General features: G+C 45.7%; 25 protein-coding genes and 1 tRNA gene. 18 read left to right on the plus strand and 8 right to left on the minus strand.

The features are described from left to right. The first annotated feature begins 77 nt into the window (after positions 1-77). A complete protein-coding gene (gene nadB / locus FD967_RS03680) occupies positions 78-1,739 on the plus strand; it encodes an L-aspartate oxidase (RefSeq protein WP_215326782.1) in 1,662 nt (553 codons plus the stop codon). Between the two features lie 10 nt (positions 1,740-1,749). Here nadB and nadC read toward each other — a convergent pair whose 3' ends face one another. From nadC to pgi, 4 genes are read right to left on the minus strand one after another with little or no spacing between them, the layout of a single operon-like run. Beyond that, positions 1,750-2,607: a carboxylating nicotinate-nucleotide diphosphorylase gene (nadC, locus tag FD967_RS03685; protein WP_215326783.1), complete on the minus strand. Its 858-nt coding sequence runs from the start codon at positions 2,605-2,607 to the stop codon at positions 1,750-1,752. Positions 2,608-2,630: 23 nt separating this feature from the next. After that, positions 2,631-3,758: a quinolinate synthase NadA gene (nadA, locus tag FD967_RS03690; RefSeq protein WP_215326784.1), complete on the minus strand. Its 1,128-nt coding sequence runs from the start codon at positions 3,756-3,758 to the stop codon at positions 2,631-2,633. Between the two features lie 50 nt (positions 3,759-3,808). Then, positions 3,809-5,194, minus strand: coding sequence for a phosphomannomutase/phosphoglucomutase (locus tag FD967_RS03695; protein ID WP_215326785.1), 1,386 nt, complete (start codon positions 5,192-5,194; stop codon positions 3,809-3,811). A 46-nt stretch (positions 5,195-5,240) separates the two neighbouring features. Then, a complete protein-coding gene (pgi, locus tag FD967_RS03700; RefSeq protein WP_215326786.1) occupies positions 5,241-6,737 on the minus strand; it encodes a glucose-6-phosphate isomerase in 1,497 nt (498 codons plus the stop codon). A 139-nt stretch (positions 6,738-6,876) separates the two neighbouring features. On the opposite strand from pgi, the gene FD967_RS03705 reads away from it, so the two are divergent. The 12 genes from FD967_RS03705 to FD967_RS03760 all read left to right on the plus strand — a co-directional run bounded on the left by FD967_RS03705 (position 6,877) and on the right by FD967_RS03760 (position 15,079). After that, on the plus strand, positions 6,877-8,013 hold the full coding sequence (locus FD967_RS03705; protein ID WP_215326787.1) for an NAD(P)/FAD-dependent oxidoreductase: 1,137 nt from the start codon (positions 6,877-6,879) through the stop codon (positions 8,011-8,013). 20 nt (positions 8,014-8,033) lie between these two features. After that, positions 8,034-8,123 (plus strand) — tRNA-Ser (locus tag FD967_RS03710). Between the two features lie 144 nt (positions 8,124-8,267). Then, complete coding sequence (locus FD967_RS03715) at positions 8,268-9,410, plus strand: site-specific integrase (RefSeq protein WP_215326788.1); 1,143 nt, start codon at positions 8,268-8,270, stop codon at positions 9,408-9,410. A gap of 370 nt (positions 9,411-9,780) precedes the next feature. Further along, positions 9,781-10,011 carry a hypothetical protein gene (locus FD967_RS03720; protein ID WP_215326789.1) on the plus strand — a complete coding sequence of 77 codons (231 nt, stop codon included), beginning with the start codon at positions 9,781-9,783 and terminating at the stop codon, positions 10,009-10,011. Beyond that, positions 10,011-10,361 (plus strand): hypothetical protein, encoded by a 351-nt coding sequence (locus tag FD967_RS03725; RefSeq protein ID WP_215326790.1) that lies wholly within the window; start codon positions 10,011-10,013, stop codon positions 10,359-10,361. The genes FD967_RS03720 and FD967_RS03725 overlap by 1 nt, the downstream gene beginning before the upstream one ends. Further along, positions 10,358-10,540: a hypothetical protein gene (locus tag FD967_RS03730; RefSeq protein WP_215326791.1), complete on the plus strand. Its 183-nt coding sequence runs from the start codon at positions 10,358-10,360 to the stop codon at positions 10,538-10,540. The genes FD967_RS03725 and FD967_RS03730 overlap by 4 nt, the downstream gene beginning before the upstream one ends. A 154-nt stretch (positions 10,541-10,694) precedes the next feature. Next, the gene (locus tag FD967_RS03735; RefSeq protein ID WP_215326792.1) at positions 10,695-11,954 is read left to right on the plus strand and encodes an AAA family ATPase; all 1,260 of its coding nucleotides are present in this window, start codon (positions 10,695-10,697) and stop codon (positions 11,952-11,954) included. A 179-nt stretch (positions 11,955-12,133) separates the two neighbouring features. Next, positions 12,134-12,406, plus strand: coding sequence for a hypothetical protein (locus FD967_RS03740; RefSeq protein ID WP_215326793.1), 273 nt, complete (start codon positions 12,134-12,136; stop codon positions 12,404-12,406). 249 nt (positions 12,407-12,655) lie between these two features. Then, positions 12,656-12,964, plus strand: a complete 309-nt coding sequence (locus FD967_RS03745) for a hypothetical protein (RefSeq protein ID WP_215326794.1) — start codon at positions 12,656-12,658, stop codon at positions 12,962-12,964. 260 nt (positions 12,965-13,224) lie between these two features. Next, the gene (locus FD967_RS03750; protein WP_215326796.1) at positions 13,225-14,223 is read left to right on the plus strand and encodes a hypothetical protein; all 999 of its coding nucleotides are present in this window, start codon (positions 13,225-13,227) and stop codon (positions 14,221-14,223) included. A gap of 303 nt (positions 14,224-14,526) precedes the next feature. Beyond that, positions 14,527-14,706 (plus strand): hypothetical protein, encoded by a 180-nt coding sequence (locus FD967_RS03755; RefSeq protein WP_215318953.1) that lies wholly within the window; start codon positions 14,527-14,529, stop codon positions 14,704-14,706. A 7-nt stretch (positions 14,707-14,713) separates the two neighbouring features. Beyond that, entirely contained in the window at positions 14,714-15,079 is a 366-nt protein-coding gene (locus FD967_RS03760; protein ID WP_215326797.1) for an HNH endonuclease, read from the plus strand. A gap of 1 nt (position 15,080) precedes the next feature. On the opposite strand, the gene FD967_RS03765 is transcribed toward FD967_RS03760, so the two are convergent. Beyond that, entirely contained in the window at positions 15,081-15,512 is a 432-nt protein-coding gene (locus tag FD967_RS03765) for a surface-adhesin E family protein (RefSeq protein WP_215326798.1), read from the minus strand. Positions 15,513-15,578: 66 nt separating this feature from the next. Here FD967_RS03765 and FD967_RS03770 point away from each other — a divergent pair, with 66 nt between their 5' ends. Continuing rightward, positions 15,579-15,908, plus strand: coding sequence for a hypothetical protein (locus FD967_RS03770; RefSeq protein ID WP_215326799.1), 330 nt, complete (start codon positions 15,579-15,581; stop codon positions 15,906-15,908). Positions 15,909-16,269: 361 nt separating this feature from the next. Here FD967_RS03770 and FD967_RS03775 read toward each other — a convergent pair whose 3' ends face one another. Together FD967_RS03775 and FD967_RS03780 are read right to left on the minus strand one after the other, a co-directional pair. Continuing rightward, positions 16,270-16,467: a hypothetical protein gene (locus FD967_RS03775; protein WP_215326800.1), complete on the minus strand. Its 198-nt coding sequence runs from the start codon at positions 16,465-16,467 to the stop codon at positions 16,270-16,272. Positions 16,468-16,658: 191 nt separating this feature from the next. Beyond that, positions 16,659-17,240: a hypothetical protein gene (locus FD967_RS03780; RefSeq protein WP_215326801.1), complete on the minus strand. Its 582-nt coding sequence runs from the start codon at positions 17,238-17,240 to the stop codon at positions 16,659-16,661. 276 nt (positions 17,241-17,516) lie between these two features. Between FD967_RS03780 and FD967_RS03785 the strand changes: the two genes are divergently transcribed. From FD967_RS03785 to FD967_RS03800, 4 genes are all read left to right on the plus strand, one after another. After that, positions 17,517-17,858: a DUF1924 domain-containing protein gene (locus FD967_RS03785; protein WP_215327155.1), complete on the plus strand. Its 342-nt coding sequence runs from the start codon at positions 17,517-17,519 to the stop codon at positions 17,856-17,858. A gap of 14 nt (positions 17,859-17,872) precedes the next feature. Beyond that, a complete protein-coding gene (locus tag FD967_RS03790) occupies positions 17,873-18,334 on the plus strand; it encodes a diheme cytochrome c (protein ID WP_251369086.1) in 462 nt (153 codons plus the stop codon). Next, the gene (locus FD967_RS03795) at positions 18,331-19,005 is read left to right on the plus strand and encodes a cytochrome b/b6 domain-containing protein (protein ID WP_215326802.1); all 675 of its coding nucleotides are present in this window, start codon (positions 18,331-18,333) and stop codon (positions 19,003-19,005) included. Before FD967_RS03790 ends, FD967_RS03795 begins: the two co-directional genes overlap by 4 nt. 163 nt (positions 19,006-19,168) lie before the next feature. Next, positions 19,169-21,271, plus strand: coding sequence for an alkyl/aryl-sulfatase (locus FD967_RS03800; RefSeq protein ID WP_215326804.1), 2,103 nt, complete (start codon positions 19,169-19,171; stop codon positions 21,269-21,271). Positions 21,272-21,355: 84 nt separating this feature from the next. Here FD967_RS03800 and FD967_RS03805 read toward each other — a convergent pair whose 3' ends face one another. Beyond that, positions 21,356-22,570 (minus strand): CaiB/BaiF CoA transferase family protein, encoded by a 1,215-nt coding sequence (locus FD967_RS03805; protein ID WP_371819311.1) that lies wholly within the window; start codon positions 22,568-22,570, stop codon positions 21,356-21,358. Positions 22,571-22,647 lie beyond the last annotated feature (77 nt).

Genomic DNA, 22,647 nt, shown 5'->3' on the forward strand with positions numbered 1-22,647 from the left:
AAAGCCCCCTGATCAGGGGCTTTGTTGTTTTAAATCTCTTAAAATATATCTTTAGCGATTGCCCTTTAGAATCAGTCATGGCTAGTTCAAAACCCCAAACCCCTCCATCTGATACCAAAGCAGAATTACCCGTCCTAATTATTGGAGCGGGTCTAGCAGGTCTAACCGTTGCGCTGCATATGGCAGAGACGCAGCCGGTTATTGTGATGGCCAAGCGCGGTCTGGGTGAGGCTGCAACTGCTTGGGCTCAAGGTGGCATTGTTGGAGTGGTCGATAAAGTGCATGACAGTGTTGATTCTCATGTTACCGATACCTTAGATGCTGGCGCAGGACTCGTGGTAGAGTCTACTGCTCGATATATCGCTGAAGAAAGCGCTGAAGCGATTCGTTGGCTAGTTGAACAGGGCGTTCCGTTTACCGCCGATGAGACTGGTCCCATGGGTTTGCATCTAACGCGTGAAGGTGGTCATAGTCAGCGTCGGATCGCACACGTTGCGGATGCTACTGGTAAGGCTATTCATGAGGTGCTATTAGATAAAGCACGAGATCATCAAAATATTCAATTACTAGAGCATTGGATTGCTTTAGATCTGATTACTAATCGTCAATTAGATGCAAAGACGCAACGCGCCAAGCCGAATCGTTGTTATGGCGTGTATGCTCTCGATATTAAAAATAATCGTGTAGAAACGATTGAAGCCAAGTCAGTGGTATTGGCTACCGGCGGTGTTGGCAAGGTTTATAAGTACACCAGCAATCCGGACACCGCGACAGGTGATGGTATCGCTATGGCCTGGCGCGCAGGTTGCCGTGTCGGTAATATGGAATTTATTCAGTTCCACCCAACGTGTTTGTATCACCCGAGCGATAGAACCTTTTTAATTACTGAGGCGATGCGTGGTGAGGGTGGTTTGCTCAAGCTCCCCAATGGCACTCGCTTTATGCCCGAGCATGATGAGCGCAATGAGTTGGCTCCTCGTGACATTGTTGCTAGGGCAATCGACTTTGAGATGAAAAAGCATGGTCTTGATTACGTGCATCTCGATGCCACTCATTTAGGTGAAGCTTTTATCAAAGAGCATTTCCCAATGATCTATGCGCGCTGTATGAGTTTGGGGCTAGACATTACTCAAGAGCCAATACCTGTAGTACCAGCAGCGCACTATACCTGTGGTGGAGTTGTGACTGATCTCAAAGGGCGTACTGATTTGCCTGGTCTGTATGCGGTAGGTGAGGCTACCTACACTGGGCTGCATGGCGCTAATCGCTTGGCAAGTAATTCCTTATTGGAGTGCATCGTTATTGGCAAAGCTGCTGCTGCAGATATTTCTGCATTAAAAGCGCCAGCAATGCCAAAGCTCCCACTCTGGGATGAGAGTCAAGTAGAGGATGCAGATGAACAGGTGGTAATTGCCCATAATTGGGATGAGCTGCGTTCATTGATGTGGAACTATGTCGGTATCGTGAGAACTAATCGACGCTTGGAGCGAGCATTACATCGCATTAAGCTCTTGCGATATGAGGTACAAGAGTATTACGCTAACTTTAAAGTAACACGCGACTTAATTGAGCTTCGCAATTTGTTGGAGTGCGCGGAACTCATTGTGAGATCAGCTTTAATGCGTAGAGAGAGTAGGGGGCTGCATTACAGCCGTGATTACCCAGGTACTTGGGCAGTTTCTTATCCAACTATTTTGACGCCTCAGGCTGAGGGTAATTCCGAAAGCTCTGCAAGCTAGAGATTAATTACTATGCGGATATTCTCATTGAGAAATCCACGGCCTTAATATCTTTAGTGAGCTTTCCGAGAGAAATCCGATCAACGCCCGTAGCGGCAATGGCGCGCATCTGATCTAGGTCGATACCACCAGAGGCCTCTAACAAGGCGCGGCCATTGGTAAAGGCGACAGCTTCTTTCATTTGCTCGGTAGTAAAGTTATCGATCAAGATATTTTTGGCGCCAGCATCTAAAGCTTCTTTCAGTTCAGTCAAGTTTTCTACTTCCACCTGAATATCTACTCCGGAATTTAAAGCCTGTGCAGCTTTCACGGCAGCAGCAACACCACCTGCGGCAGCAATATGATTCTCTTTAATTAAGATGCCATGCCAAAGTGCAAGACGTTGATTTTGACCACCGCCGACGCGTACCGCATACTTCTGCGCCTGACGTAATCCCGGAATGGTTTTGCGAGTATCTAGTACTGCGCAACCTTTTAGATTGGGGCTGACGCCTGCAATCGCATCAACATGTTGACGCGCAATACTGGCAGTCCAAGATAGTGTTTGTAAAAAATTAATACAGGGACGCTCAGCCGAGAGTAGGGCTCGAGAATTTGCATCAATATCGCAAACTTTGGTATCGGGCTTCATCAAGTCGCCCTCTAAGTAATGCCAAGTGACTTTTGCTGCGGGGTCTAAGTATTTGAGAGTACCTTCAAACCAATCAACTCCACAGAGCACGGCCTCTTGGCGTACGATCAGTTGTGCGTGTACAGGCTTACTGGGAACCAGTTGGGCAGTCCAATCGCACTTACCAATATCTTCCAGCAGCGCGTCAGTAATATTGCGTTGCCGTGCCTGTTCTAAGGTTTCGTTGTAATCAAACATGCATCTGTAGTCTAAAAGTTGAATTAAGCGGCACCAATATTCTTCACAAAGCCATGTTGCGCCTTTGCAAGTAGGTCGGGGTGACTCTGGGTGAAATCTAACATTCGCTCGATGCAACCCAATGCTTTCACTCGAATATTTTCTTGGATAACAATTTCACCAGAGGCGTTCTCAAGACAATTCAGAATACCTTGTAAGCCATTCATGGCCATCCAGGGACAGTGGGCGCAACTCTTGCAGGTAGCGCTATCACCAGCAGTAGGGGCTTCAATCAATACTTTATTGGGAGCTAATTGGCGCATACGATGCAATATGCCATTATCGGTGGCCACAATGTATTCAGTAGCAGCGCCTTCTACTACGGCTTTGATCATGGCAGAAGTAGAGCCAACAACATCCGCTAAATCTACTACTGCTTGTGGCGATTCTGGGTGAACCAAAATCATGGCTTGAGGGTGGGCTGCTTTGAGCATCTCTAATTCAACCGCTTTAAATTCATCATGAACAATGCAGGCACCATTCCATAACAACATATCAGCGCCAGCCTGCTCCTGAATATAGCGACCTAAATGACGATCAGGTGCCCACAAGATTTTTTTACCCTCAACTTTGAGTTGATGAACAATGGCTAAAGCGCAAGAGCTCGTTACCATCCAATCAGCTTGTGCCTTAACGGCAGCGCTGGTATTGGCATAGACAACCACAGTGCGATCCGGATGAAGGGCTCTAAAGGCGGCAAAGTCAGCAGCATCACAACCCAAGTCCAAAGAGCAGGTCGCCTCTAGGTCGGGCATGAAGATGCGCTTTTCAGGGCTTAAAATCTTGGCAGATTCACCCATAAAGCGCACACCAGCCACAATCAAGTTCTTGGCAGGGTGATTTTTACCAAAGCGCGCCATTTCTAATGAGTCGGCAACAAAGCCACCAGTTTCTATTGCAAGGTCTTGTATATCTCCATCAACATAGTAATGAGCAACTAAAGCAGCATCTTTTTCGATTAGTAATTGCTTAATACGAGCAAGCACAGCAGCTTTTTCAGCGCCATGTAGTTGGGGAGGTGTCTTGGCCCAAGCTTGAGCTGTACATGTTGCCCCGGCCGCGTTCTGCTGGGGGTAATCAAAGACTATAGGGGTGCTAACAGTAGAAGTCATGGGTAATTTTATCTCTATTGCGCAAGCTGGCGACAGCCCACTTCAATTACTTAAAACGGTAGCTTTGCCTCTGGCTTTGCAGCTAACAGCACCGCTTTAAACTCCGCCTGTATACGCTGGATAGCCTCTTCACTATCTGCTTCAAAGCGCATCACTACAACTGGTGTTGTATTGGAAGGTCGGGCCAGGCCAAAGCCATCGGCGTATTCCACTCGCACACCATCAATCGTATTGATTGACTCGGATGTTGGGAACTTCGCATTGGCTTTGATTGTTTCTAGTAAGGCGAATGGCTCGCCTTCGGCGCAGGCCAACTGCAACTCTGGTGTGCAGATGGCATTTGGCAGGTTATTGAGAGTGTCGCTCGGATTTGTCTCTTTACTAAGAATCTCTAGCAAGCGTGCGCCGGTGTAAAGACCATCATCAAAACCAAACCAACGGTCTTTAAAGAAGATATGACCGCTCATCTCACCAGCCAGTGGGGCGCCAGTTTCTTTGAGCTTGGCTTTGACTAAAGAGTGGCCAGTTTTCCACATGATGGGTTCGCCACCATGCTCTTTCACATAGGTCGCCAGATTACGAGTGCACTTTACGTCGTAAATAATTTGACCACCAGGATTGCGGGAGAGTACATCTTTTGCAAAGAGCATCATTTGGCGGTCTGGGAAAATGACTTGGCCATCTTTAGTTACTACGCCTAAGCGATCGGCATCGCCATCAAAGGCAAGGCCTAATTCATTATCGGTAGTTTGGAGGTTCTTGATGAGGTCTTGCAGGTTTTCAATATGGGCTGGATCCGGATGGTGATTAGGAAAACGTCCATCGACTTCGCAGAATAATTCTTGAACTTCACAACCCAAAGCTCTAAATAATTTACCTGCAAATGCACCGCCAACACCATTGCCGCAATCGACGGCAATCTTCATGGGACGAGCAATCTTGATGTCGCCTACGATGTAGTTGAGGTACATTGGGAAAATATCAAAGGTGCTACGTGTTCCTTGGCCAACAGTAAATTTCTTAGCTTCTATGCGTTTACGCAAATCCTGAATCTTTTCACCATAAATCGCCGCTGTTCCCAGAACCATTTTGAAGCCGTTGTAATTTGGGGGATTATGGCTGCCGGTAATCATGATGCCGGACTGAGGTGTCTTGCCATTGATGGTGTGATTAGCAGCGAAGTAGACCATCGGTGTAGCAACCATGCCTAGATCAATCACATGAATGCCAGTAGAGAGCAGACCTTCTGTTAATGCCTCAATCAAGCTAGGACCAGAAAGACGACCATCACGACCAATGGCAATATCGGTTTCACCAAGCTCACGCATTTCAGTGCCAAAGGCTTGGCCAATCAGTCTGGCGATAGAGGGATCTAGGGTCTCATCAATAATTCCGCGGATGTCATAAGCTTTAAAAATAGATGGAGACAATTGCATTACAGATCTTTCAGTAAAAAACACTCAAGTATTGCTTGAGCGATAACTAGTTATTTGAATTTAATAGATTAATGCGGGCTGCAGTAACAGCGTCAATGTCTGCACTGGCAGCAATATCATTCTGATGACTCGCAAGTGCTTTCTCAATCGGCTTGGCTAGTACTTTGCCGTATTCCACACCAGGTTGATCAAAGCTGTTGATATTCCATAGGGCACCTAAAGTCGCAGTACGGTTTTCGTAGAGAGCAAGCAGGGTACCCAGATAAAAAGCATTGAGCTTTGGTAGTAATAGCAAGTTGCTTGGGCGCTTACCTGGATGGACATCATTTGGATTCGCAGCAGACTTACCGCTTGCCAATGCCTGAGCTTGTGCTAAACAGTTGGAAAGTAGAATGCGGTGATGCGCTACAGCCTCTGGCCTATCACTCATAGGCTCACGAACGGCAATGAAATCAATTGGAATGATTTCTGTACCTTGATGAAAGAGTTGGAAGTACGAGTGCTGGGCATTGCTGCCTGCACTACCAAATACTACCGGCGAAGAATGCTTAACGGCCTTGCCATCGCGATCCACGCTCTTGCCGTTACTCTCCATATCGAGCTGTTGTAACCACTTCGGAAACCAATCTAAGGCATCTGCATACGGAATAGCGGCATAGGCTTTGATATTGTGTTTCTCTTGCTGGTGGAGTAAAGAGAGCGCCATGATGACGGGGAGATTTTCTTCAAGAGGTGCATTCTTAAAATGCAAATCCATTGCTTCGGCACCAGCTAAAAATTGCCTGAAGGTCTCAAAGCCATATTGCAAGGCAATCGGTAGACCTACTGCCGACCAGACAGAGTAGCGGCCACCAACCCAATCCCAGAAAGGAAAGATATTGTCTTCACTTACGCCAAAGTCTATAGCAGCAGGGATGTTGGCAGTGACTGCATACAAAGAATAGGTAATTTGGCTAGCAGTGCAACCGTTGTCTTTAAGCCAGGCAACAACGGCTTTGGCATTCATGGAAGTCTCAAGAGTCGTGAATGACTTCGAGACCACAATGACACGAGTGCTATGCGCTTGAGCGTGAGCGAGAATGCGCGCTAACTCAGCAGTATCAATATTAGCCAAGAAATGCATCCGCATGCCGCGGCTTTTAATGCCGGGAACATGGGCTAATGCTTCAATCGCTAAGCGAGGACCAAAGTCTGATCCGCCTATGCCAATATGAATGACATCAGTTACGCCAACCCATTTATTGCACAGCGCGTCGATACGATGCCAAACTTCAGAAACAGCGGGCATAACATCTTTGCCATCGATCATGACTGGCGTTTTGCTTAAGTTGCGGAGCGCGGAGTGTAGGGCTGGGCGATCTTCGCTATTGTTGATATGCTTACCAGCGAACATATCCGCAATAAATTGCTCAAGATGATTTTGACGAGCATAAGCAAAGAGCTTTTTCCAGCTAGCAGTATCAATTCCTTGATAGGCAGTATCGAGCACCACATCAAGGGCGGAGTGAGTGCTTTGGTTGGCTAATTGAGCGTGCGCAGACATGGCTAGATTTTATCAATAAGGATGTCAAAATCCCCTCAAAACGCTGAAAATGTTACGATTTCATCAATAACAAGGCTTTATCTTAGGCAAAAGTCATTACAAAATTGAGACATATCTGAAATCAAGTCAGGAATAGCGGATGGAGCAGGTTGATTGCGTAGTAGTAGGCGCTGGAGTAGTTGGCTTAGCAGTTGCTCGCGAGATGGCATTGCAGGGCCGAGAAACGATTTTGCTCGAGCGTGAGGATTCTTTTGGAACCATCAGCAGTGCGCGCAATAGTGAAGTGATTCACGCAGGGATTTATTACCCTAAGGATTCTCTAAAGGCTAGGCTCTGCGTAGAAGGTAATCGTCTCTTGTATGAATACTGCCGCAGTCATCAAGTGAGCACGCAAGCTTACGGCAAGTTAATTGTTGCTGCAGATGCTAGTCAGCTAGATGATTTGCAAGCTATTTTGTATAAAGCCCAAAACAATCAAGTCCCCGATATCAAAATGATTTCAGGTGCGCAGGCTAAAGCGCTGGAGCCGCAGTTGCAATGTGAGGCAGCAGTACTCTCAAGTTCAACGGGTGTGGTGGATAGTCATGGATTAATGTTGTCATTGTTGGGCGGGTTTGAGGATGCAGGCGGTATGGTTGCTTATCAATCTCCCTTGCTTGGCGCTAAACCGATTGGCAACGATGCCGGAGCTGGTTTTGAGCTCACCATTGGTGGTACTGATGGCATGACTATTCAGACGAAGTTGCTGATTAATTGTGCGGGACTCAGCGCCCCAGCGCTGGCCCAAAAGATTGAAGGGCTCTCGAAAGACCGAATACCCAAAGCCTACTTCGCAAAAGGAAATTATTTCTCTTTATCTGGTAAATCCCCATTCAATCATTTGATTTATCCCATCCCTGAGCCCGGTGGGCTAGGCGTTCATCTGACTCTCGATATGGGTGGTCAAGCCAAGTTTGGTCCAGATGTGGAATGGCTAGACATTAACGAGGAATGTCAGATTAACTACACAGTTGATCAAGGGCGAGGAGACAGTTTTTATGCGGCAGTCAGGCAGTACTGGCCAGGCCTAAAAGATGGCTCTTTACAAGCAGATTACTCGGGCGTCAGAGCCAAAATCGTACCGCCAAACGCCCCAGCAGGAGACTTTTACTTTGAAGGACCTGAGCAGCACCAGCTTGCCGGACTATTTAACCTCTATGGCTTTGAGTCCCCGGGCCTTACCTCTTGTTTGGCAATTGCCCAACATTTAGAGGAACAAATCAAAAGTTCTCTATAATCTAGGACTCAATTCGCAAAGGAAGAGTGGCAGAGCGGTTGAATGCACCAGTCTTGAAAACTGGCGAGGATGAAAGTCCTCCGTGAGTTCGAATCTCACCTCTTCCGCCATTACGGTAGTTATAAAAAGCAGTAAAAAGCAACATACGCCGCAGAGACCAATAGATACAAAGGTCTCATAGTCGATACAAGTCGATACGCGTCGGGTACAATCGGTATCAGCTAGACATTATCTAAGTACAGATAAGGGACAGAATGACACGATTACCTAAGACGGCTAGGGCGGCACTAAGCCCCACCACACTACACAAACTGCCCGACGGAAAGCACGCAGACGGGGGCGGTTTATTCCTATTTGTACGCTCAAATGGGGCTAGTAGACGCTGGCACGTTAACGCTGGCGGCAAGACTCACTCAATAGGCGGCTTTCCTGAGATCAGTCTCTCAGTAGCTAGGGAACAGGCTCTCAAAATCAAGGGCTCATTAGCCCTCGGTATCGACGTTAAGCCTAAGACACTCAAAACGCATACGCTTGGCTCAATCGCCGAGACCGTTCACGATAACCGCGTATGGGGTAACGAAAAGCACAAAGCCCAATGGATAAACACGATCAAAACTGGCGTGCCTGATTTATATGATCGCGATATATCCAGCATTGAAGTTGCAGAGCTCGAGACTGCCTTATTAAAGGTGCTTAAGAAAACGCCTGTAACTGGACGACGCTTACGTCAACGTCTTAGCGACATATGGGACAAAGCGATCTTAATGAAGTTGGTAACGCTTAATCTGCCCGACGCTTTAAAGAAAACATTAGAGCAAGGTACGCCCAAGGTAAAGAAGGGACACCATGCCGCATTAGATTGGCGTAAAGCCCCAGCGTTTTACCAATGGTTAGCGCAAGACGATCTCAGCATGGGAAAGCTAGCACTCAGATTTACCATGCTCACGGCTGGCAGAACGAAAGAGACGTTACTTGCTAAGTGGTCAGAGATTGACGGTAAGTTACGTACCGTGCCTGATACTGATATGAAAATGGGTAGGACTCACTTAGTACCGCTAACGGCTGAGTCGTTAAAAGTATTAAAGCTGGCTAAGGCGCACCCTCACGCCGAGAAGGGCTACGTATTCCAATCACCTCGATATGGTGACAAGCCACTAAGTGACGGCGCAATGTTGGCGCTAGTTAAAGACCGTGATAAAAAACTTTTCCCTAACCATTTCACACCGCATGGCTTTCGCGCAACATTCAAAACATGGGCTAAAGAGACTAATGTCGCACGCGAAGAAGTGATCGAGGCTTGCTTGGCTCACGCTACTAATGACGCTTACGACCGCTCTTTGTATATGCAAGAGCGCGAGCAACTACTAACTAAGTGGACGAAGTATTTAACGAGCTAAAAATATAGGTGCACCGATAATTTAAATAGCTGAGGCTATAAGTTTGTAGATTTAGAAAGTTGTTGTATATTTATTTCCGTGTACTTGATTGAGTACATATTTAAGTTAAGTGCCGTGGGGGTATATAAACTTAGATTGCGTTAAAGAGAGTTGTATTTTTTTAATTAGCACACAGCAGTAAGCGTTATTGCAGAAATGCAAGACTCGCATTATGCGAGACCGTGGGGGACGCAGACACGAAAACTATTTTTCGTTTGTTTGCTCGACGGACTCGTACGCAGACTTAGCGCAACGCGCTAGCTCTAGCACCGAAAGGTAAACAAACGTAAGCAGTTGGTAGTACGTGTGTGCACCTTTTGGAAGTTAGAACATGACTGCATTAAACAATGAAATAAAAGAAGTACCAGCCACAACTTATCTGCGCCGCGCAGACGTTCGCGCTCTATTGGGGCTTAAGAACGACGCAAGCGTTACCGATTGGTTTACCCGAGGCAAAATTCCGCGCCCGCACCTAATCATTGGCAACAAGCCTGTATGGATAGAGTCGCGTTTTCACTCTGAGCTACTCGAAATGAGCGGCGTAAAGAAGGAGGGCAAATAATGGATAACTCATTTAATGGCTTAGACATTACCGTAATGGAAACCGCCTACCTAAAAGCCAATTACCAAAAATTAAGCGGAATTACAAGAGGCGTAGCTGACTTTGCAATCACCGCAAATGCAAAAGCGGTAGCCTTGCTAACGCTAGAGGAAAACCACTGCAAGCTGATTGTTATAGGGCAAGACGAAGCCGTCGGCTCACTCGTTGCCGACCTATCAGACGAACTCGGTAAAGACGAGTGCTTATGTATGGCAATTACAGGAAGCGCCGATTTTGTAGAGAGCGTTAAGGCTGAGCCCGAGGTAATTAAAGCCGTTGCCTTAGCTAAGAGTAAGGGGGCGATTCAATGAGCAAGAGCCTATTACAGAGCGAGCTAGCCCAAGACATTGAGCAACTCTTAATCGAGGGTACTGGCGGCATTGACATAGTTACCCAAGACGGTAAAAAGCTCACGCTATCAGTATTTCCTACTGCGCTATATCCGCTTAAGAGCCGCATTGACGATCTACCTCTTGGATTGGACGACTAATGCGAAGACCAAAAGATAAAGCGCTCACGGGCAGAGCGCTTAATCAACTACAGGATATTAACAAGGCAACTCTTAAACCATGTTTAAAAATTGTCTTAGCTAATTCTAATCGTCAAGCACCGCGCCCGCAAGTGCTAAGAATTGTGAGGCGTGTATGAGTAAGTTAACTATTCAAGAAATACAAGCCCTCACGCCCGAAGAAAAAACCGCGTACTGGGCAGGAATATCAAGCTCGAGCAACCAAGCCTCAGATTTTCTCAAAGCTACCGAAAGTACAGAGCCTAAAAAGGGGTCGCGCAAGGTTGCTAAGGCACAAGTATTGCAAGAGCCCGAGCCACCTTTAGTAAATCCCTTTATCGAAACTCGGGTAGACCTTGCTCAATGGATAGATAAAGACCCACCGCTTAGGGAATGGCTCATTAAAGGCTTTATTCCTATGGGTGCGGTATCAGGACTATTTGGGCAAGGTGGCATAGGTAAGAGCTTTCTCTGCCAACAGATAGCAACGTCTCTAGCGCTTGGTAAAGATACTTTCGGGGAAGTGCACGAAGGTAAAAAATACAAGGTGCTAGCAATGTTTTGCGAGGACGATAGCAACGAGTTAGCAAGGCGGCAAAAAGGTATATGCAAAATGTACGGCGTACCGCTTGCTGATACCTTGGAAAACTTGCACCTCTATAGCTTTACTGAGGTCGAGAGCTATCTTGCTAGGACGGTAGGTAACGAGCTAAAGCTAACAGACCTATTTAACTTTCTTAAGGTCGAAATTGAGAGGGTCGGGGCTACGCTTATCTTGATTGACAACATAAGCAAGGTTTTAGCTAGCTCAAAGGTCGCAGACGAGTTAATAGGCGAATTCATTACCGCACTAACCCGCTTGTGCAAAGACCGCGCAATCCTCTTTGTAGGGCATACAGGCAAGGCTAACGACGAGGGTAAGACCACCGAGTATTTTGGCTCTGTGGCCTTTCATAACCACGTTAGGTATCGCACGTTTTTAGAACCCAAGGGTGAGTATGTACGGCTCTCATGCAAGAAGAATAACTACGGCGACCTTAGCTATACCTTTACGGCTCAATTCAACGGTGAGGCGTTTTCTCTAATCAATGAGGCAACGGTAGCCAAAAAGAGCGCCTATAGCAAAGAGGTTGATATAGATAAGGGTAAGGCGGCAATTCTCGAGCTTATCGCTAGCGGTGCAGAGCGTGGCGTTTACTACTCAGGCGCAAAGCAAGCAAAGCTATACGTAGCCAAGGTAATGCTTACAGACCCCAAGCTATCTAAAGGTCTAAGCAAAGAGCAGATAGACAACGCTTTAACGGTATTACTCAATGAGGGAAAAGTAGCAGAGGCTAACGACATTACGAATAAACAGGGCAACAAAACACCCTATTTATTTATCAAAGGGTCGTAAGTCTCATGCCTGTATTTTTTATAAAACCACCTTAATCGTTAGTGTCGTAAGTATGGTCTATCCCTTAAGGGAATAGACATACTTACGACCACTATTAACCGTATGTCTCAAAGAAGACTTACGAGACTTACGAAGACTTACGACAAGACTTACGACTACCAATTTAAGAAAGAAATACTATGACTAAAGAATCTAACTACACCGTACCAACATTCGAGGGTATGTACTTTTTATCTCAAGAGCCAACAGTAGATAACCTCTATTTCGAGGGTTACGTTGAGAGGTCATTGCCTAATGGTCTTAATGTAGTAAGAGTTTGCTACCACCCATTCGAGGAATATGAGGACGAGCAGTACACGCTTTCCAATAAAAACTTTAAGGGCTTTCTTTTCTATACAACTGCAAGCGCATTAAATGCTTATGTAAAAAAGAAAGTAACTACGATTGATTAGAGAAGAGTTAAAGCGACGACACCCTCGGGTATTCCCAAAGAGTTTGCGCGTCACCATAGGGCTCTAAAGAACTTGGGGGGTGGTTTAACTCGGTTACTTAAAACTCTTGCGGATCGTCGCCCTAGCTCTGAATTCGTGAATTTCAAAATGAACCCAAAAATAGGTACGGTTATAGAAATAGGAATAGCCAAAGCTATTAAACAACTTAGGAAAGGTTAACTAATACCCAAATATTAGTTAAAAATAAAAATGAACGAACATATCCCACTCACGCACAAGGCTGGCTTAGTGCTACAAATATTTGAAGACCTCGAGACAGTTAAATCTCAAACCCAACTAACGAAGGCTCAGGTATTTGTATTCATTGCGGCGCTTAAACAACTTGATACCGAAGATTTTGCGGGACTTGGTAAGAGTATCGCTATCGAATCAGGTCTTGCTAGCCCTAAAGACTCTTACGAGACGCTAGTAAAACTTGGTAAAGATTGGACGTTAAAGAAGTGCGAGGCTTTCTTAGTTGCGCTAAAAGCTAATATTCCTGAGAGCAAAATCAATTAACAAACAGTCGATAAAAGTAGATACACGATTACACGCAAAGCCATATAAATAAAGGCTTGCACGTCTGTTTTAGTTTTGCTAACGTAGAGGTATGCAGTTTGAATAGACACTACGAGACGTAGTGGTTCAAACAGGCAAGCGACCGATCACAGTCGGCTCTACGTGACGCAGAGAGACTAAGACCCCAAGCGAACGAAATACTTATTGCCCGTTTTATTACGTAGGCACTACTACAACTTAAATTTTGAAAGTATCGAATCATGGAACATAACCAAATCATTCAAGCATTAGAAGCAAAAGGCGCACAATTCTCAGAGCTGGCTCAAAGGGTCATGGATATTGAACAGAAGCAAGCTAGCGCTAAAGGCTATGGCGTAACTTCTACTGCCTCAGGTCTTGAGCTCAAATCTTTAGTAGCCGCATTGTCTAACTCAGGCAACATGACTGCTAAAGCGTCTGTAGACGTTACTAAGAGCACCCTCTTGCAAGGCGTAAGCGCTGGTTACTTGAATCCAGTAAGCCAAAATATCGGCGTATTCGCTCAAGCAGAGCAACTCTCTATCGCTTCTCAAATCCATTCTTTTGGCACTACTGCCGCGATTATTGATTACTCAGTATTGACAACCGCAGATAGCGGCGCAATCCAAGTTAAAGAAGGCGACCTCAAGAAAGAATTAGCCGTTGTATCAACACCTAAAAAGGTTGAAATGCTTACGCACGCTGGTTGGGTAAAGATTTCTACTCAAGCGCTCGACGATCAAGTAGCAATCCAACAAGCTATCGGCTCAATCATGTACGGCGCTATTGCTCGTTCAGTTGACGCAAATATCGTAGCTACTGCGACTGCTGAGGGTACTGCTGGTGCAACTATGTCTACACCGTTGTTATCTGCATTGGGCGCAGTTGCTCAAATTCAGAGCTACGGTAAATCAGGCGTTGTATTCGTTAACCCTATCGACTTTGCCGCAATCACTTTGGCGACTAACTCTAACGGCGACTTTATCCAAGTACCTCAGGCTTACGCTGGCGTTATTCGTGCGGCGGCTGGTGTTGCACAAGGCTCATACCTTGCTACTTCATTAGACGGCTCAGGGCTCGATTTAGCCGTACGTGAAAACGTAGGTATCGACATTGGCACTACTGCCGACGACTTTGTTAAGAACTTGCGAGTATTGCTTGCTGAGGCTCGTGCAGTTGCCTTAGTACGTGACGCTAATTTAGTTGTAACTGGCGCATTAGCAAAAGTAGCAACTAAGTAAGTAATTCTCTGCGCTCTAACTCTTGGTCGGATTGGCGGCGCAGAAATAGTCGTGCAAGGGGACTCAAAACCCTTGCAAGATTTTTAACAAGTGGCTCGAAAGAGTTGCTTGGTTTTCCAGTAGTGCCTGAGACGCGACGGGGGGAATTCCTTTCCAAACAACGGCGAGCCTTTTTAATGGGGGCGAAGTAATTTAAAGCGGCTGAAAGCTAACCCCTATCAGCAACCGTAACAGGGCTTTAAATGCAAATGAATAACTACGAAAGCGCTCAAAAGGCGCTTTTCGTTTAACTGAGGTAGCAACATGACTAAACCAACGCTTGTAGATTGGAAAGCCAAGCGGCTTAACGAAAATAAGAAAGAGCCTTACTGCCAAGTTTGCTTAAAGCTAGAGAGCATTGCGACCGCTATCGGTGCACCCGCAAAACTCTGCTCGAACTGCGTAGGTCACTATCACCGCGATATTAAGAGAGGGGTAATTTAATATGCCAATGGCTCAAAATAAAGAGTGCTCGAGAGGTGGTTGCCACCGCGTAGTGCCACACGGTACTCGTTATTGTGCCGAGCACACTCAGCAAAAGAATAAAGCCGACTACGATATTTATAGGCGCGACGATATAGGTCAAAAGCTATACCGCACTAAAGCATGGGCTAATACTCGTCGCTATCACTTAGCCGAGCACCCGTTTTGCGTTGAGTGCGAGAAAGAGGGTATCTATAACGTAGAGAACCCTGAGGTTGACCACGTTATCCCGCTTAAAGAATGGATTGCCCAAGGCGGCGACCCTTTAGACCAAACAAATCTACAAACCCTTTGCCTAAAGCACCACGGCGAGAAAACGAGGCGAGGCGAGTAGATTAACGCTTACAGACTTTCTCTATGAGCGTTTCCATTGCTGAGTTAGGCGCTGGGTATTCCCAGTTGACGTTATAAGACGGCTCGCTAATTGTTTTAACAATATTGCCGCCAGCCATAGGCTCAGAGTAAAAGAAAAAACCGACGGGCTGAAATTTTTGGTTTACGCAATCGACTTCCATACGAGTAGCGAGCGAAATAAAGCTAACGCCCTTCTCTAGCGGTTGCTTTTTCTCATAGGTCTGCAATACAACTACCTTTTTGAAGTCTTTAGATACCCCAGCAGTAGTCTTAGCTGGGTCGTAGTACATGGTGTAGGTCGTACTATTGTTAGCCCCACCTTTTTGACCGCTACCAATCTCTACCCACTCAGCAAGGGCATGGCTAGCGGCTAAGGTAAGGGCTACTGCGGCTACGGTCTTAATGGGGCTCATAAAATCCTCGGTCGGGCTATATCAGGTAATAATAGTAAATATCATAACCAAATACGTGGGGTATTCATGAGATTTTTACTAACTAGCTCGGTAGCTCTACTAGCTCTTAGTGGTTGCGTCTCTACTTCGGGTGCATTACCTATGGGAAAAGATACTTTCTCAATAACCGTAGGCGTATCCGATTCAATGTTTGACGCAGATAACGCGCCTAGGGCAAAAAAAGAGGCTATTACGCAAGCTAACGAATATTGCAAGAGTCTTAACAAAGAGACGCTAATACAAAATGTAAGCGGTAGAAGTAATGGCAAGAGTGGTAGTAATTACGACATTATTTTTCAATGCCTAAACGCTAACGACCCCGCATTGAATACCCGACCCGTCTACACGACTAAATAAGTTTTGCACCTTACCTCGCAGTAAGGTGAGCATTGTTACCTCGCACTCGGGATACTCTTTAAGCATTTTTTTAACATTAACCCGAGTTAACGTTAACTTTGTTGCCTGACTTAATACGACCTTACTAATATCCCCCAAGCCGTTAGCGGCTAACCATGCTTGATACTTTTCGCTACTCTTTAAGCATTTTTTTAACACGCGCCCGAGCGCGGGTTACTTGGGTTGCCTCTTGTAATACTCGAGTACCAATATCCCCCAAGCCGTTAGCGGCTAACCATGCTTGATACTTTTCGCTACTCTTTAAGCATTTTTTTAACCGATCTACGTAGATCGGTTAACTTAACCTTACCTCGCAGTAAGGTTAACCGCCTACCCAACCCCTAAAGACTTGCTCTAATTCTGTACGAGGCGGGATATAGCCTAGCGGCGGGCTTTGTCGTATCAAATATTGCTTACGGTAGATCGGGTTCTCGGGCTCTTGCCGCATTGTTAGTAATACGATATTTCTAGCGTTAACCTCAGCGCGTTTACGCGCCGCCTCTTTGCTTAATCCACTCATATACACCCCCTGTATTTGCTCTATCGGGATAGTGTAATCAAAGTTGTACAAATAAGGGACATTACGTATTATTGACCTACAGACCAATATATACGGGTAGGTATTGCGGACACCTCTTCCGCCAAATAAAAAACCCCAGCAATCACTTGCTGGGGTTTTGTCTTTCTAGTAACTAGAAAGGCGTTATTGCTTTACTTTTTAGCAGTTGGTGCGCTTACTACGGCAGCAATCGCTTCTGTGTAAACCACTTTAACTTGGTCATTTACAGCAATGTCTTTCATTAAGTCAGGATTCTGAACTTTCACTTTGAAGATATTTCCTTGAGGACCTTTTAAAGATACGATGTTCTTAGCCGCATCAATTGCTTCAATATTAGCAGTAGCAGTAATGGTGTTGGTAGTGATCATGCCTGGCTTATCGCCTTGTGGGGCGGTAGTAGTGGCAGTAGTAACTTGCTCACTAGTTGTGCCTGGGCTTTTGACCTTAACCAACTCAATAGCAACAGCGAGTTCATAAACAACGTCAAAACGATCGCCTACTTTAATCTCAGCAAAGTTCTTTACTTCAGGGCCAGCAACGATAGTCGATTCACCATCTTGATTCTTGAGGGTAACAGTGCGGGTTGCAGCATCAATATTGATGACTTCACCGTCATAAATGAGGGCAGTCTCTTGGGCAGCTACAGCAGCAACAGGAGCCTTTGGTTGGTTTAGAACGAAGTAAGCGCCGGCGGCAATAGCAGCAAGAACAACAACAATAATTACTTTTTTCATAACAGCATTAATCCTTAATAAATTGAATCACATTACCTGTGAGCGATAGTGGGGTAATTGATAAATATGGTTGCTTTAACAATTATGGAGATTGTATTACTCATGTTATTAATCAGAATGAGTTTTCAGGGCTAATTCGTCAAAAACAGGCTTAATTCCATACTATTTATTGATCTATCGCAATCTTCAGTCTTTTAAAAGGCACATACTCAGCAAATGGGATCAATAGGGGCGTATGTGCTTTTAAAGTTACTTTCGGGGTTCGTATTAATGGGTATGGCCCTTGCGGTTGGTGCAGCAACGCCGCAAGTCTTGCTGAAATCCTATGAGACTCAATCTGGTAAAGCAAACCCGGCTCGCGGAGAGCAATTCTTTAACGCTAAGCATGGTAAGGAATGGAGCTGTGCATCCTGCCATGAAAATCCCCCTAATCACGACACCAAACATATTGTTACTGGGAAGGTCATTAAGCCATTAGCACCTAGCGCCAATCCCACCCGCTTTACTAATGAAGCTAAGGCAGAGAAATGGTTTAAGCGAAATTGCAATGATGTACTCGGCAGGGACTGCACCTCGCAAGAAAAAGCAGATGTTCTATCTTGGCTAATGACCATTTAATGAATCCCAACAAAATGAAAAAAACTGTATTGATTGCCGCTACCTTGTTATTGATCTCTTCGCCTACGTTCGCGGGAAAAATGGCGATGCCTACCGATATGCCAGCCTCCTATGAGGCAGAGTGCGCTAGTTGTCATATGGCCTATCCACCAGCACTCTTAAGTCAGCAGAGTTGGAAGAATGTCATGTCTAGTCTTTCAAAGCACTTCGGTACCGATGCTAGTTTGGATTCAAAGACTCAGAATGACATTACTATTTGGTTGCTTAAGAATGCGACTACTCGACAAAAGTACAGTGAGACTGCCCCTGAAAACCGTATCACTAAAACATCTTGGTTTATTCGTAAGCATGATGAGGTGAGGTCTGAGGTTTGGAAGCGGGCAAGCATCAAGAGCCCAGCCAATTGTGGTGCTTGTCACATCGATGCTGCTAATGGCGTCTTTAGTGAGAAGAACATTAAGATCCCAGCGAAATGAATAATCCCCTGAATGACGCAGTTGGTGCCACTGGCAAAGTGAGGCAAGCCATTATGGTGTGGGATATGCCAGTGAGAGTTTTTCATTGGCTGCTAGTGGTTTGTTTTGCAGGTGCGTGGCTCAGCTCAGAGAGTGAGCGCTGGACCTTGATTCACTATGCATTTGGATACACCGCATGCTTGCTTGTCCTTATTCGATTAGTGTGGGGCGTTATTGGTACCCGTTACGCTAGATTTAGTCAGTTCCTTAAAAGTCCTAAGGCGGTAATAGGGCATTTTATGGCCATGTTACGTGGTCATCCTCATCACACTGTTGGTCATAATCCAGCGGGTGGTTTAGTCATGTTTGCGCTGATGTTGCTCATACTGTTAATTGGCTTAACAGGCTATCTATCGGTTAAAGAGTTTTTAGGCAACCTTGCATCAGAGGCTCACGAAGCAGTTGCTAGTTTGGCTCTTGGCTTAGTCATCATCCATATCATTGCAGCAATTGGCATGAGCTTGATCGAAAGACAGAATCTGGTCAGATCAATGGTGAGCGGTAAAAAAAAGGGCATGCCAGAACAGGGAATACGTTATCCGCAGTATGTCATTGGCATCTTCATATTTTTGGGTTCGCTTTACTTTTTCTACCTGATCTTGAGTGGCTACTTTCCTAGCCTGACTCAGTAGGCTTGGTCACTCGGTTGTCTAGTCTGATGCTGGTTGTACGATAGATAGTATGGGGACCCCTCAAGAGTAGGTATTAGCTTTACAGCTAATTGCCTATAGATATAGCAATCTTTACATTCGTGAGATATTTTTTTATTAATCACTGTATTACTTCAAGGCTTTTATGAAAACTAAACTCTCCCTGCTTGCCCTATCTATTACATTCATTTGCGGTAATCCCGCTAATGCCGCTGGCGGCGGCGGTGTGGTTGCTGACCCTGGCGCAATGCAGGGCAAACACTTTGACTCAAAGGGTAAGGCACCGTCCACATTTACGGTTGATCTACAAAATGGCTTGCGTAAAACTTTGCCGTTTGAAGATAAGCGCGACTTTGAAGAGTCTAAGAGGGGATTTATTGCTGCCCCTACTTATAAAACCATCATGGCGGATGCCGGTAACGTCGCTTGGGATATGGGTAGTTATGACTTCCTCTTGCAAGGTAAAGACTTTGATAGCGTTCACCCATCATTGCAACGTCAAGCGATTCTGAATATGGGCTACGGCCTCTATGAAGTCATCCCAGGACAGATTTATCAAGTTCGCGGTTTTGACTTATCGAATATCAGTTTTGTCAAAACAAATACCGGCTGGATTGTCTTTGACCCATTGACGTCAAAAGAGACAGCGAGAGCAGCTTTGGAGTTGGTTAATGAGAAGCTAGGTAAGCGCCCAGTAGTGGCGGTGGTCTACTCCCATTCTCATGCTGACCACTTTGGTGGTGTACGCGGTGTGGTGGATGAAGCAGACGTGAAGAGTGGCAAGGTTAAGATTATTGCTCCCGCTGGTTTTATGGATCACGCCGTCGCAGAAAACGTATACGCTGGTAATGCGATGACGCGCCGTTTGTATTTCCAGTATGGCGTTTTATTGCCACGTAGCCCATTTGGCCACGTTGACCAATCGATTGGTAAAAATACTGCGGCTGGTAACCTAGGTTTAATTGAGCCAACTATTCTCATTAATGAGCCGTTTGAAAAAATGACGATAGATGGTGTGGAGATGGAATTTCAGAACACGCCCGGTACCGAAGCACCTGCTGAGATGAATACCTATTTCCCACAGCTCAAAGCATTCTGGGCTGCTGAAAATATTACGGGCACCATCCATAACATCTACACCTTGCGTGGTGCATTAGTACGTGATGCTTTGGCATGGTCTAAAAATATCAACAATGCCTTATATCGCTATGGCAACGAAGCACAAGTGATGTTTGCTTCACATTCTTGGCCGCGCTGGGGTAATGATCGTGTACAAGAAGTAATGCGCACTCAGCGTGATAGCTATGCGCACCTGAATAATGAGGTTCTTCATTTGGCGAATAATGGTGTAACGATTAATGAGGTACATAACGTCTACAAGCAACCTGAGAGCCTGAAGTCTCAATGGGCTGCTCATAGCTACCATGGCTCAGAGGAACACAATAGCCGCGCCGTCATCAATCGCTATTTGGGTTACTGGGATGCTAATCCTGCCACCTTGATTCCTTTATCACCAAAAGATTCTGCGCCACTCTATGTAGAGATGATGGGTGGTTCAAGCAAGATCATGGCAAAGGGTAAGCAACTCTACAAGCAAGGCAAATACCGCGAAGCGATGGAGATTGTGAACAAGTTAGTTTATGCAGAGCCAAACAATACAGTTGCTAAAGATTTGCTGGCAGATATTTTTGAACAAATTGGCTATCAAAAAGAAAGCCCAAGCGTACGCAATAGTTTCTTGGGTGCTGCCTATGAATTGCGTCATGGCATGCCTTCTGGAGCTTCGCCCAAGAGCAGTGGTCCTGACATGATCAGGGCAATGACTACAGAGCTTTGGTTGAATGCATTGGCCATCAGCATGGACAGTAAAAAATCTGCCGGCATGAAGTTCACTATTAACCTCAGCACTCCCGATAATGGTGAAAGGTTTGTCGTGGAGATGAGTAATTCTGCGCTAAGCAATATCAAAGGCTATCAGGATAAAAATCCAAACCTGACCATCACCGTAAATCGCAGCGACTTAGAAAAAGTGATGGGCGGACAAACCACCTTTGAAAAACTACAGGCTGAAGGTAAGGCCAAGTTTGAAGGTGATCGCAAAGCATTTGAGCAACTGCGAAGCACGATGACTACCTTTACTCCAGATTTTGAATTGATGCCTGGCACGAAAGTCAAAAAAGCGCCTCCTGTTAAACCAAGCAAAGATCCGTTTGAGGCTCCTCCAATTGCCAATTCAGATGGTGCTTAAGTTCAGTATGCAGTTAGGGATTTAGTGAGAATTAAAAATGGGCTCCTTGGAGCCCATTTCTTTTCCTCGGAAGTAGTAAATGACTCAAGCTGCGAAAGCGCCACCATCTTCTAACGCCTTCAACTCCTCGCCATCAATACCCAATTCCTGAAGTACCTCATTGGTGTGCTCACCCAGCAAAGGAGGATGACGAGAAACCTGTTGCGGAGTGCCCATCATCTTGACTGCAAAGCCAATATTGGGAACCTTGCCTTCAATCGGATGATCAATCTCGATACGCATCTGACGATGCTGTCCATGCTCACTATCAAATGCCTGTGGATAGGTATTAATCGGCCCAGCAGGAATGCCAGCTGCCAACAGAAGATCTATCCATTCATCACTAGTTTTGGCGACAAAAGTTTTCTCTAGCTCAGCAGCCAGTAACAAACGATTGGCTAGACGCAGTGGATTAGTTCTAAATAGAGGATCTTCAAATAATTCTGGGCGATCAATCTTATCGCAGAGGAGTTTCCAGAGTTTTTGATTGGTGGCACCCATCACAAAGTAACCGTCGGCGGCTTTCATAGCCTGATAGGGCGCGCTCATATGATTTGCAGTACCCAGCTTATAGGGCTCAACACCAGTCCCCCAATATTGCGCTGTATCCCAAATAGAGAAGGCTAAAGCAGAATCAAATAAGGAGGCATCAATAAATTGCCCTTCACCTGATTTGGTCTTACCAATATAGGCTGACAAAATTCCATAGACCGCAAAAAGGGCGCAGCCAATATCTGCCACTGGAACACCCGCTTTCACAGGAGGACCATCTGGGTAACCTGTCACGCTCATGACGCCAGACATGGCTTGTGCCATCAAGTCAAAGCCGGGGCGATCTGCCCATGGTCCTGTTTGCCCGAATCCTGAGATGCTGGCATAAACCAGTCCTGGGTTGAGATCTTTCACGGAGGGGTAATCGATACCCAGTTTTTTCATAACGCCAGGACGGTAGTTCTCGACCAAAATATCGGCAGTCTTCACGAGCTCAAAAAATACTTTCTTCCCGGCTTCTGTTTTGAGGTTGAGGGTTACGCTACGCTTGTTGCGATTCATATTCAGAAAGCCCATGCTGTCTGAGCCTTTCATCTTGAATCCCATTGCCCCACGAGTTTGATCTCCAGTGCCGGGCGGCTCAATTTTGATGACATCGGCACCCAAGTCAGCAAGCAACATGCAGCAGTAGGGGCCGGCCATTACTTGACTTACGTCAAGAACTCGAACGCCAGCCAGGGGCAAAGGCTTGCTGATAGGTGTTTTCATCATTGTCTCAATAGTTTTTATATGTTTATATTGCTAAGTTCAATTACAGCACTGAATATAAAACAAAAAATGGAGAT

Source organism: Polynucleobacter sp. JS-Mosq-20-D10 (assembly GCF_018687755.1).
Classification (GTDB): Bacteria; Pseudomonadota; Gammaproteobacteria; order Burkholderiales; family Burkholderiaceae; genus Polynucleobacter.

What these genes read in the sequence shown, in the direction of transcription:
- nadB (WP_215326782.1), top strand. Translation starts at nt 78, where the DNA reads ATGGCTAGTTCAAAACCCCAAACCCCTCCATCTGATACCAAAGCAGAA.
- nadC (WP_215326783.1), bottom strand. Translation starts at nt 2,607, where the DNA reads ATGTTTGATTACAACGAAACCTTAGAACAGGCACGGCAACGCAATATT.
- nadA (WP_215326784.1), bottom strand. Translation starts at nt 3,758, where the DNA reads ATGACTTCTACTGTTAGCACCCCTATAGTCTTTGATTACCCCCAGCAG.
- FD967_RS03695 (WP_215326785.1), bottom strand. Translation starts at nt 5,194, where the DNA reads ATGCAATTGTCTCCATCTATTTTTAAAGCTTATGACATCCGCGGAATT.
- pgi (WP_215326786.1), bottom strand. Translation starts at nt 6,737, where the DNA reads ATGTCTGCGCACGCTCAATTAGCCAACCAAAGCACTCACTCCGCCCTT.
- FD967_RS03705 (WP_215326787.1), top strand. Translation starts at nt 6,877, where the DNA reads ATGGAGCAGGTTGATTGCGTAGTAGTAGGCGCTGGAGTAGTTGGCTTA.
- FD967_RS03715 (WP_215326788.1), top strand. Translation starts at nt 8,268, where the DNA reads ATGACACGATTACCTAAGACGGCTAGGGCGGCACTAAGCCCCACCACA.
- FD967_RS03720 (WP_215326789.1), top strand. Translation starts at nt 9,781, where the DNA reads ATGACTGCATTAAACAATGAAATAAAAGAAGTACCAGCCACAACTTAT.
- FD967_RS03725 (WP_215326790.1), top strand. Translation starts at nt 10,011, where the DNA reads ATGGATAACTCATTTAATGGCTTAGACATTACCGTAATGGAAACCGCC.
- FD967_RS03730 (WP_215326791.1), top strand. Translation starts at nt 10,358, where the DNA reads ATGAGCAAGAGCCTATTACAGAGCGAGCTAGCCCAAGACATTGAGCAA.
- FD967_RS03735 (WP_215326792.1), top strand. Translation starts at nt 10,695, where the DNA reads ATGAGTAAGTTAACTATTCAAGAAATACAAGCCCTCACGCCCGAAGAA.
- FD967_RS03740 (WP_215326793.1), top strand. Translation starts at nt 12,134, where the DNA reads ATGACTAAAGAATCTAACTACACCGTACCAACATTCGAGGGTATGTAC.
- FD967_RS03745 (WP_215326794.1), top strand. Translation starts at nt 12,656, where the DNA reads ATGAACGAACATATCCCACTCACGCACAAGGCTGGCTTAGTGCTACAA.
- FD967_RS03750 (WP_215326796.1), top strand. Translation starts at nt 13,225, where the DNA reads ATGGAACATAACCAAATCATTCAAGCATTAGAAGCAAAAGGCGCACAA.
- FD967_RS03755 (WP_215318953.1), top strand. Translation starts at nt 14,527, where the DNA reads ATGACTAAACCAACGCTTGTAGATTGGAAAGCCAAGCGGCTTAACGAA.
- FD967_RS03760 (WP_215326797.1), top strand. Translation starts at nt 14,714, where the DNA reads ATGGCTCAAAATAAAGAGTGCTCGAGAGGTGGTTGCCACCGCGTAGTG.
- FD967_RS03765 (WP_215326798.1), bottom strand. Translation starts at nt 15,512, where the DNA reads ATGAGCCCCATTAAGACCGTAGCCGCAGTAGCCCTTACCTTAGCCGCT.
- FD967_RS03770 (WP_215326799.1), top strand. Translation starts at nt 15,579, where the DNA reads ATGAGATTTTTACTAACTAGCTCGGTAGCTCTACTAGCTCTTAGTGGT.
- FD967_RS03775 (WP_215326800.1), bottom strand. Translation starts at nt 16,467, where the DNA reads ATGAGTGGATTAAGCAAAGAGGCGGCGCGTAAACGCGCTGAGGTTAAC.
- FD967_RS03780 (WP_215326801.1), bottom strand. Translation starts at nt 17,240, where the DNA reads ATGAAAAAAGTAATTATTGTTGTTGTTCTTGCTGCTATTGCCGCCGGC.
- FD967_RS03785 (WP_215327155.1), top strand. Translation starts at nt 17,517, where the DNA reads ATGGCCCTTGCGGTTGGTGCAGCAACGCCGCAAGTCTTGCTGAAATCC.
- FD967_RS03790 (WP_251369086.1), top strand. Translation starts at nt 17,873, where the DNA reads ATGAAAAAAACTGTATTGATTGCCGCTACCTTGTTATTGATCTCTTCG.
- FD967_RS03795 (WP_215326802.1), top strand. Translation starts at nt 18,331, where the DNA reads ATGAATAATCCCCTGAATGACGCAGTTGGTGCCACTGGCAAAGTGAGG.
- FD967_RS03800 (WP_215326804.1), top strand. Translation starts at nt 19,169, where the DNA reads ATGAAAACTAAACTCTCCCTGCTTGCCCTATCTATTACATTCATTTGC.
- FD967_RS03805 (WP_371819311.1), bottom strand. Translation starts at nt 22,570, where the DNA reads ATGAAAACACCTATCAGCAAGCCTTTGCCCCTGGCTGGCGTTCGAGTT.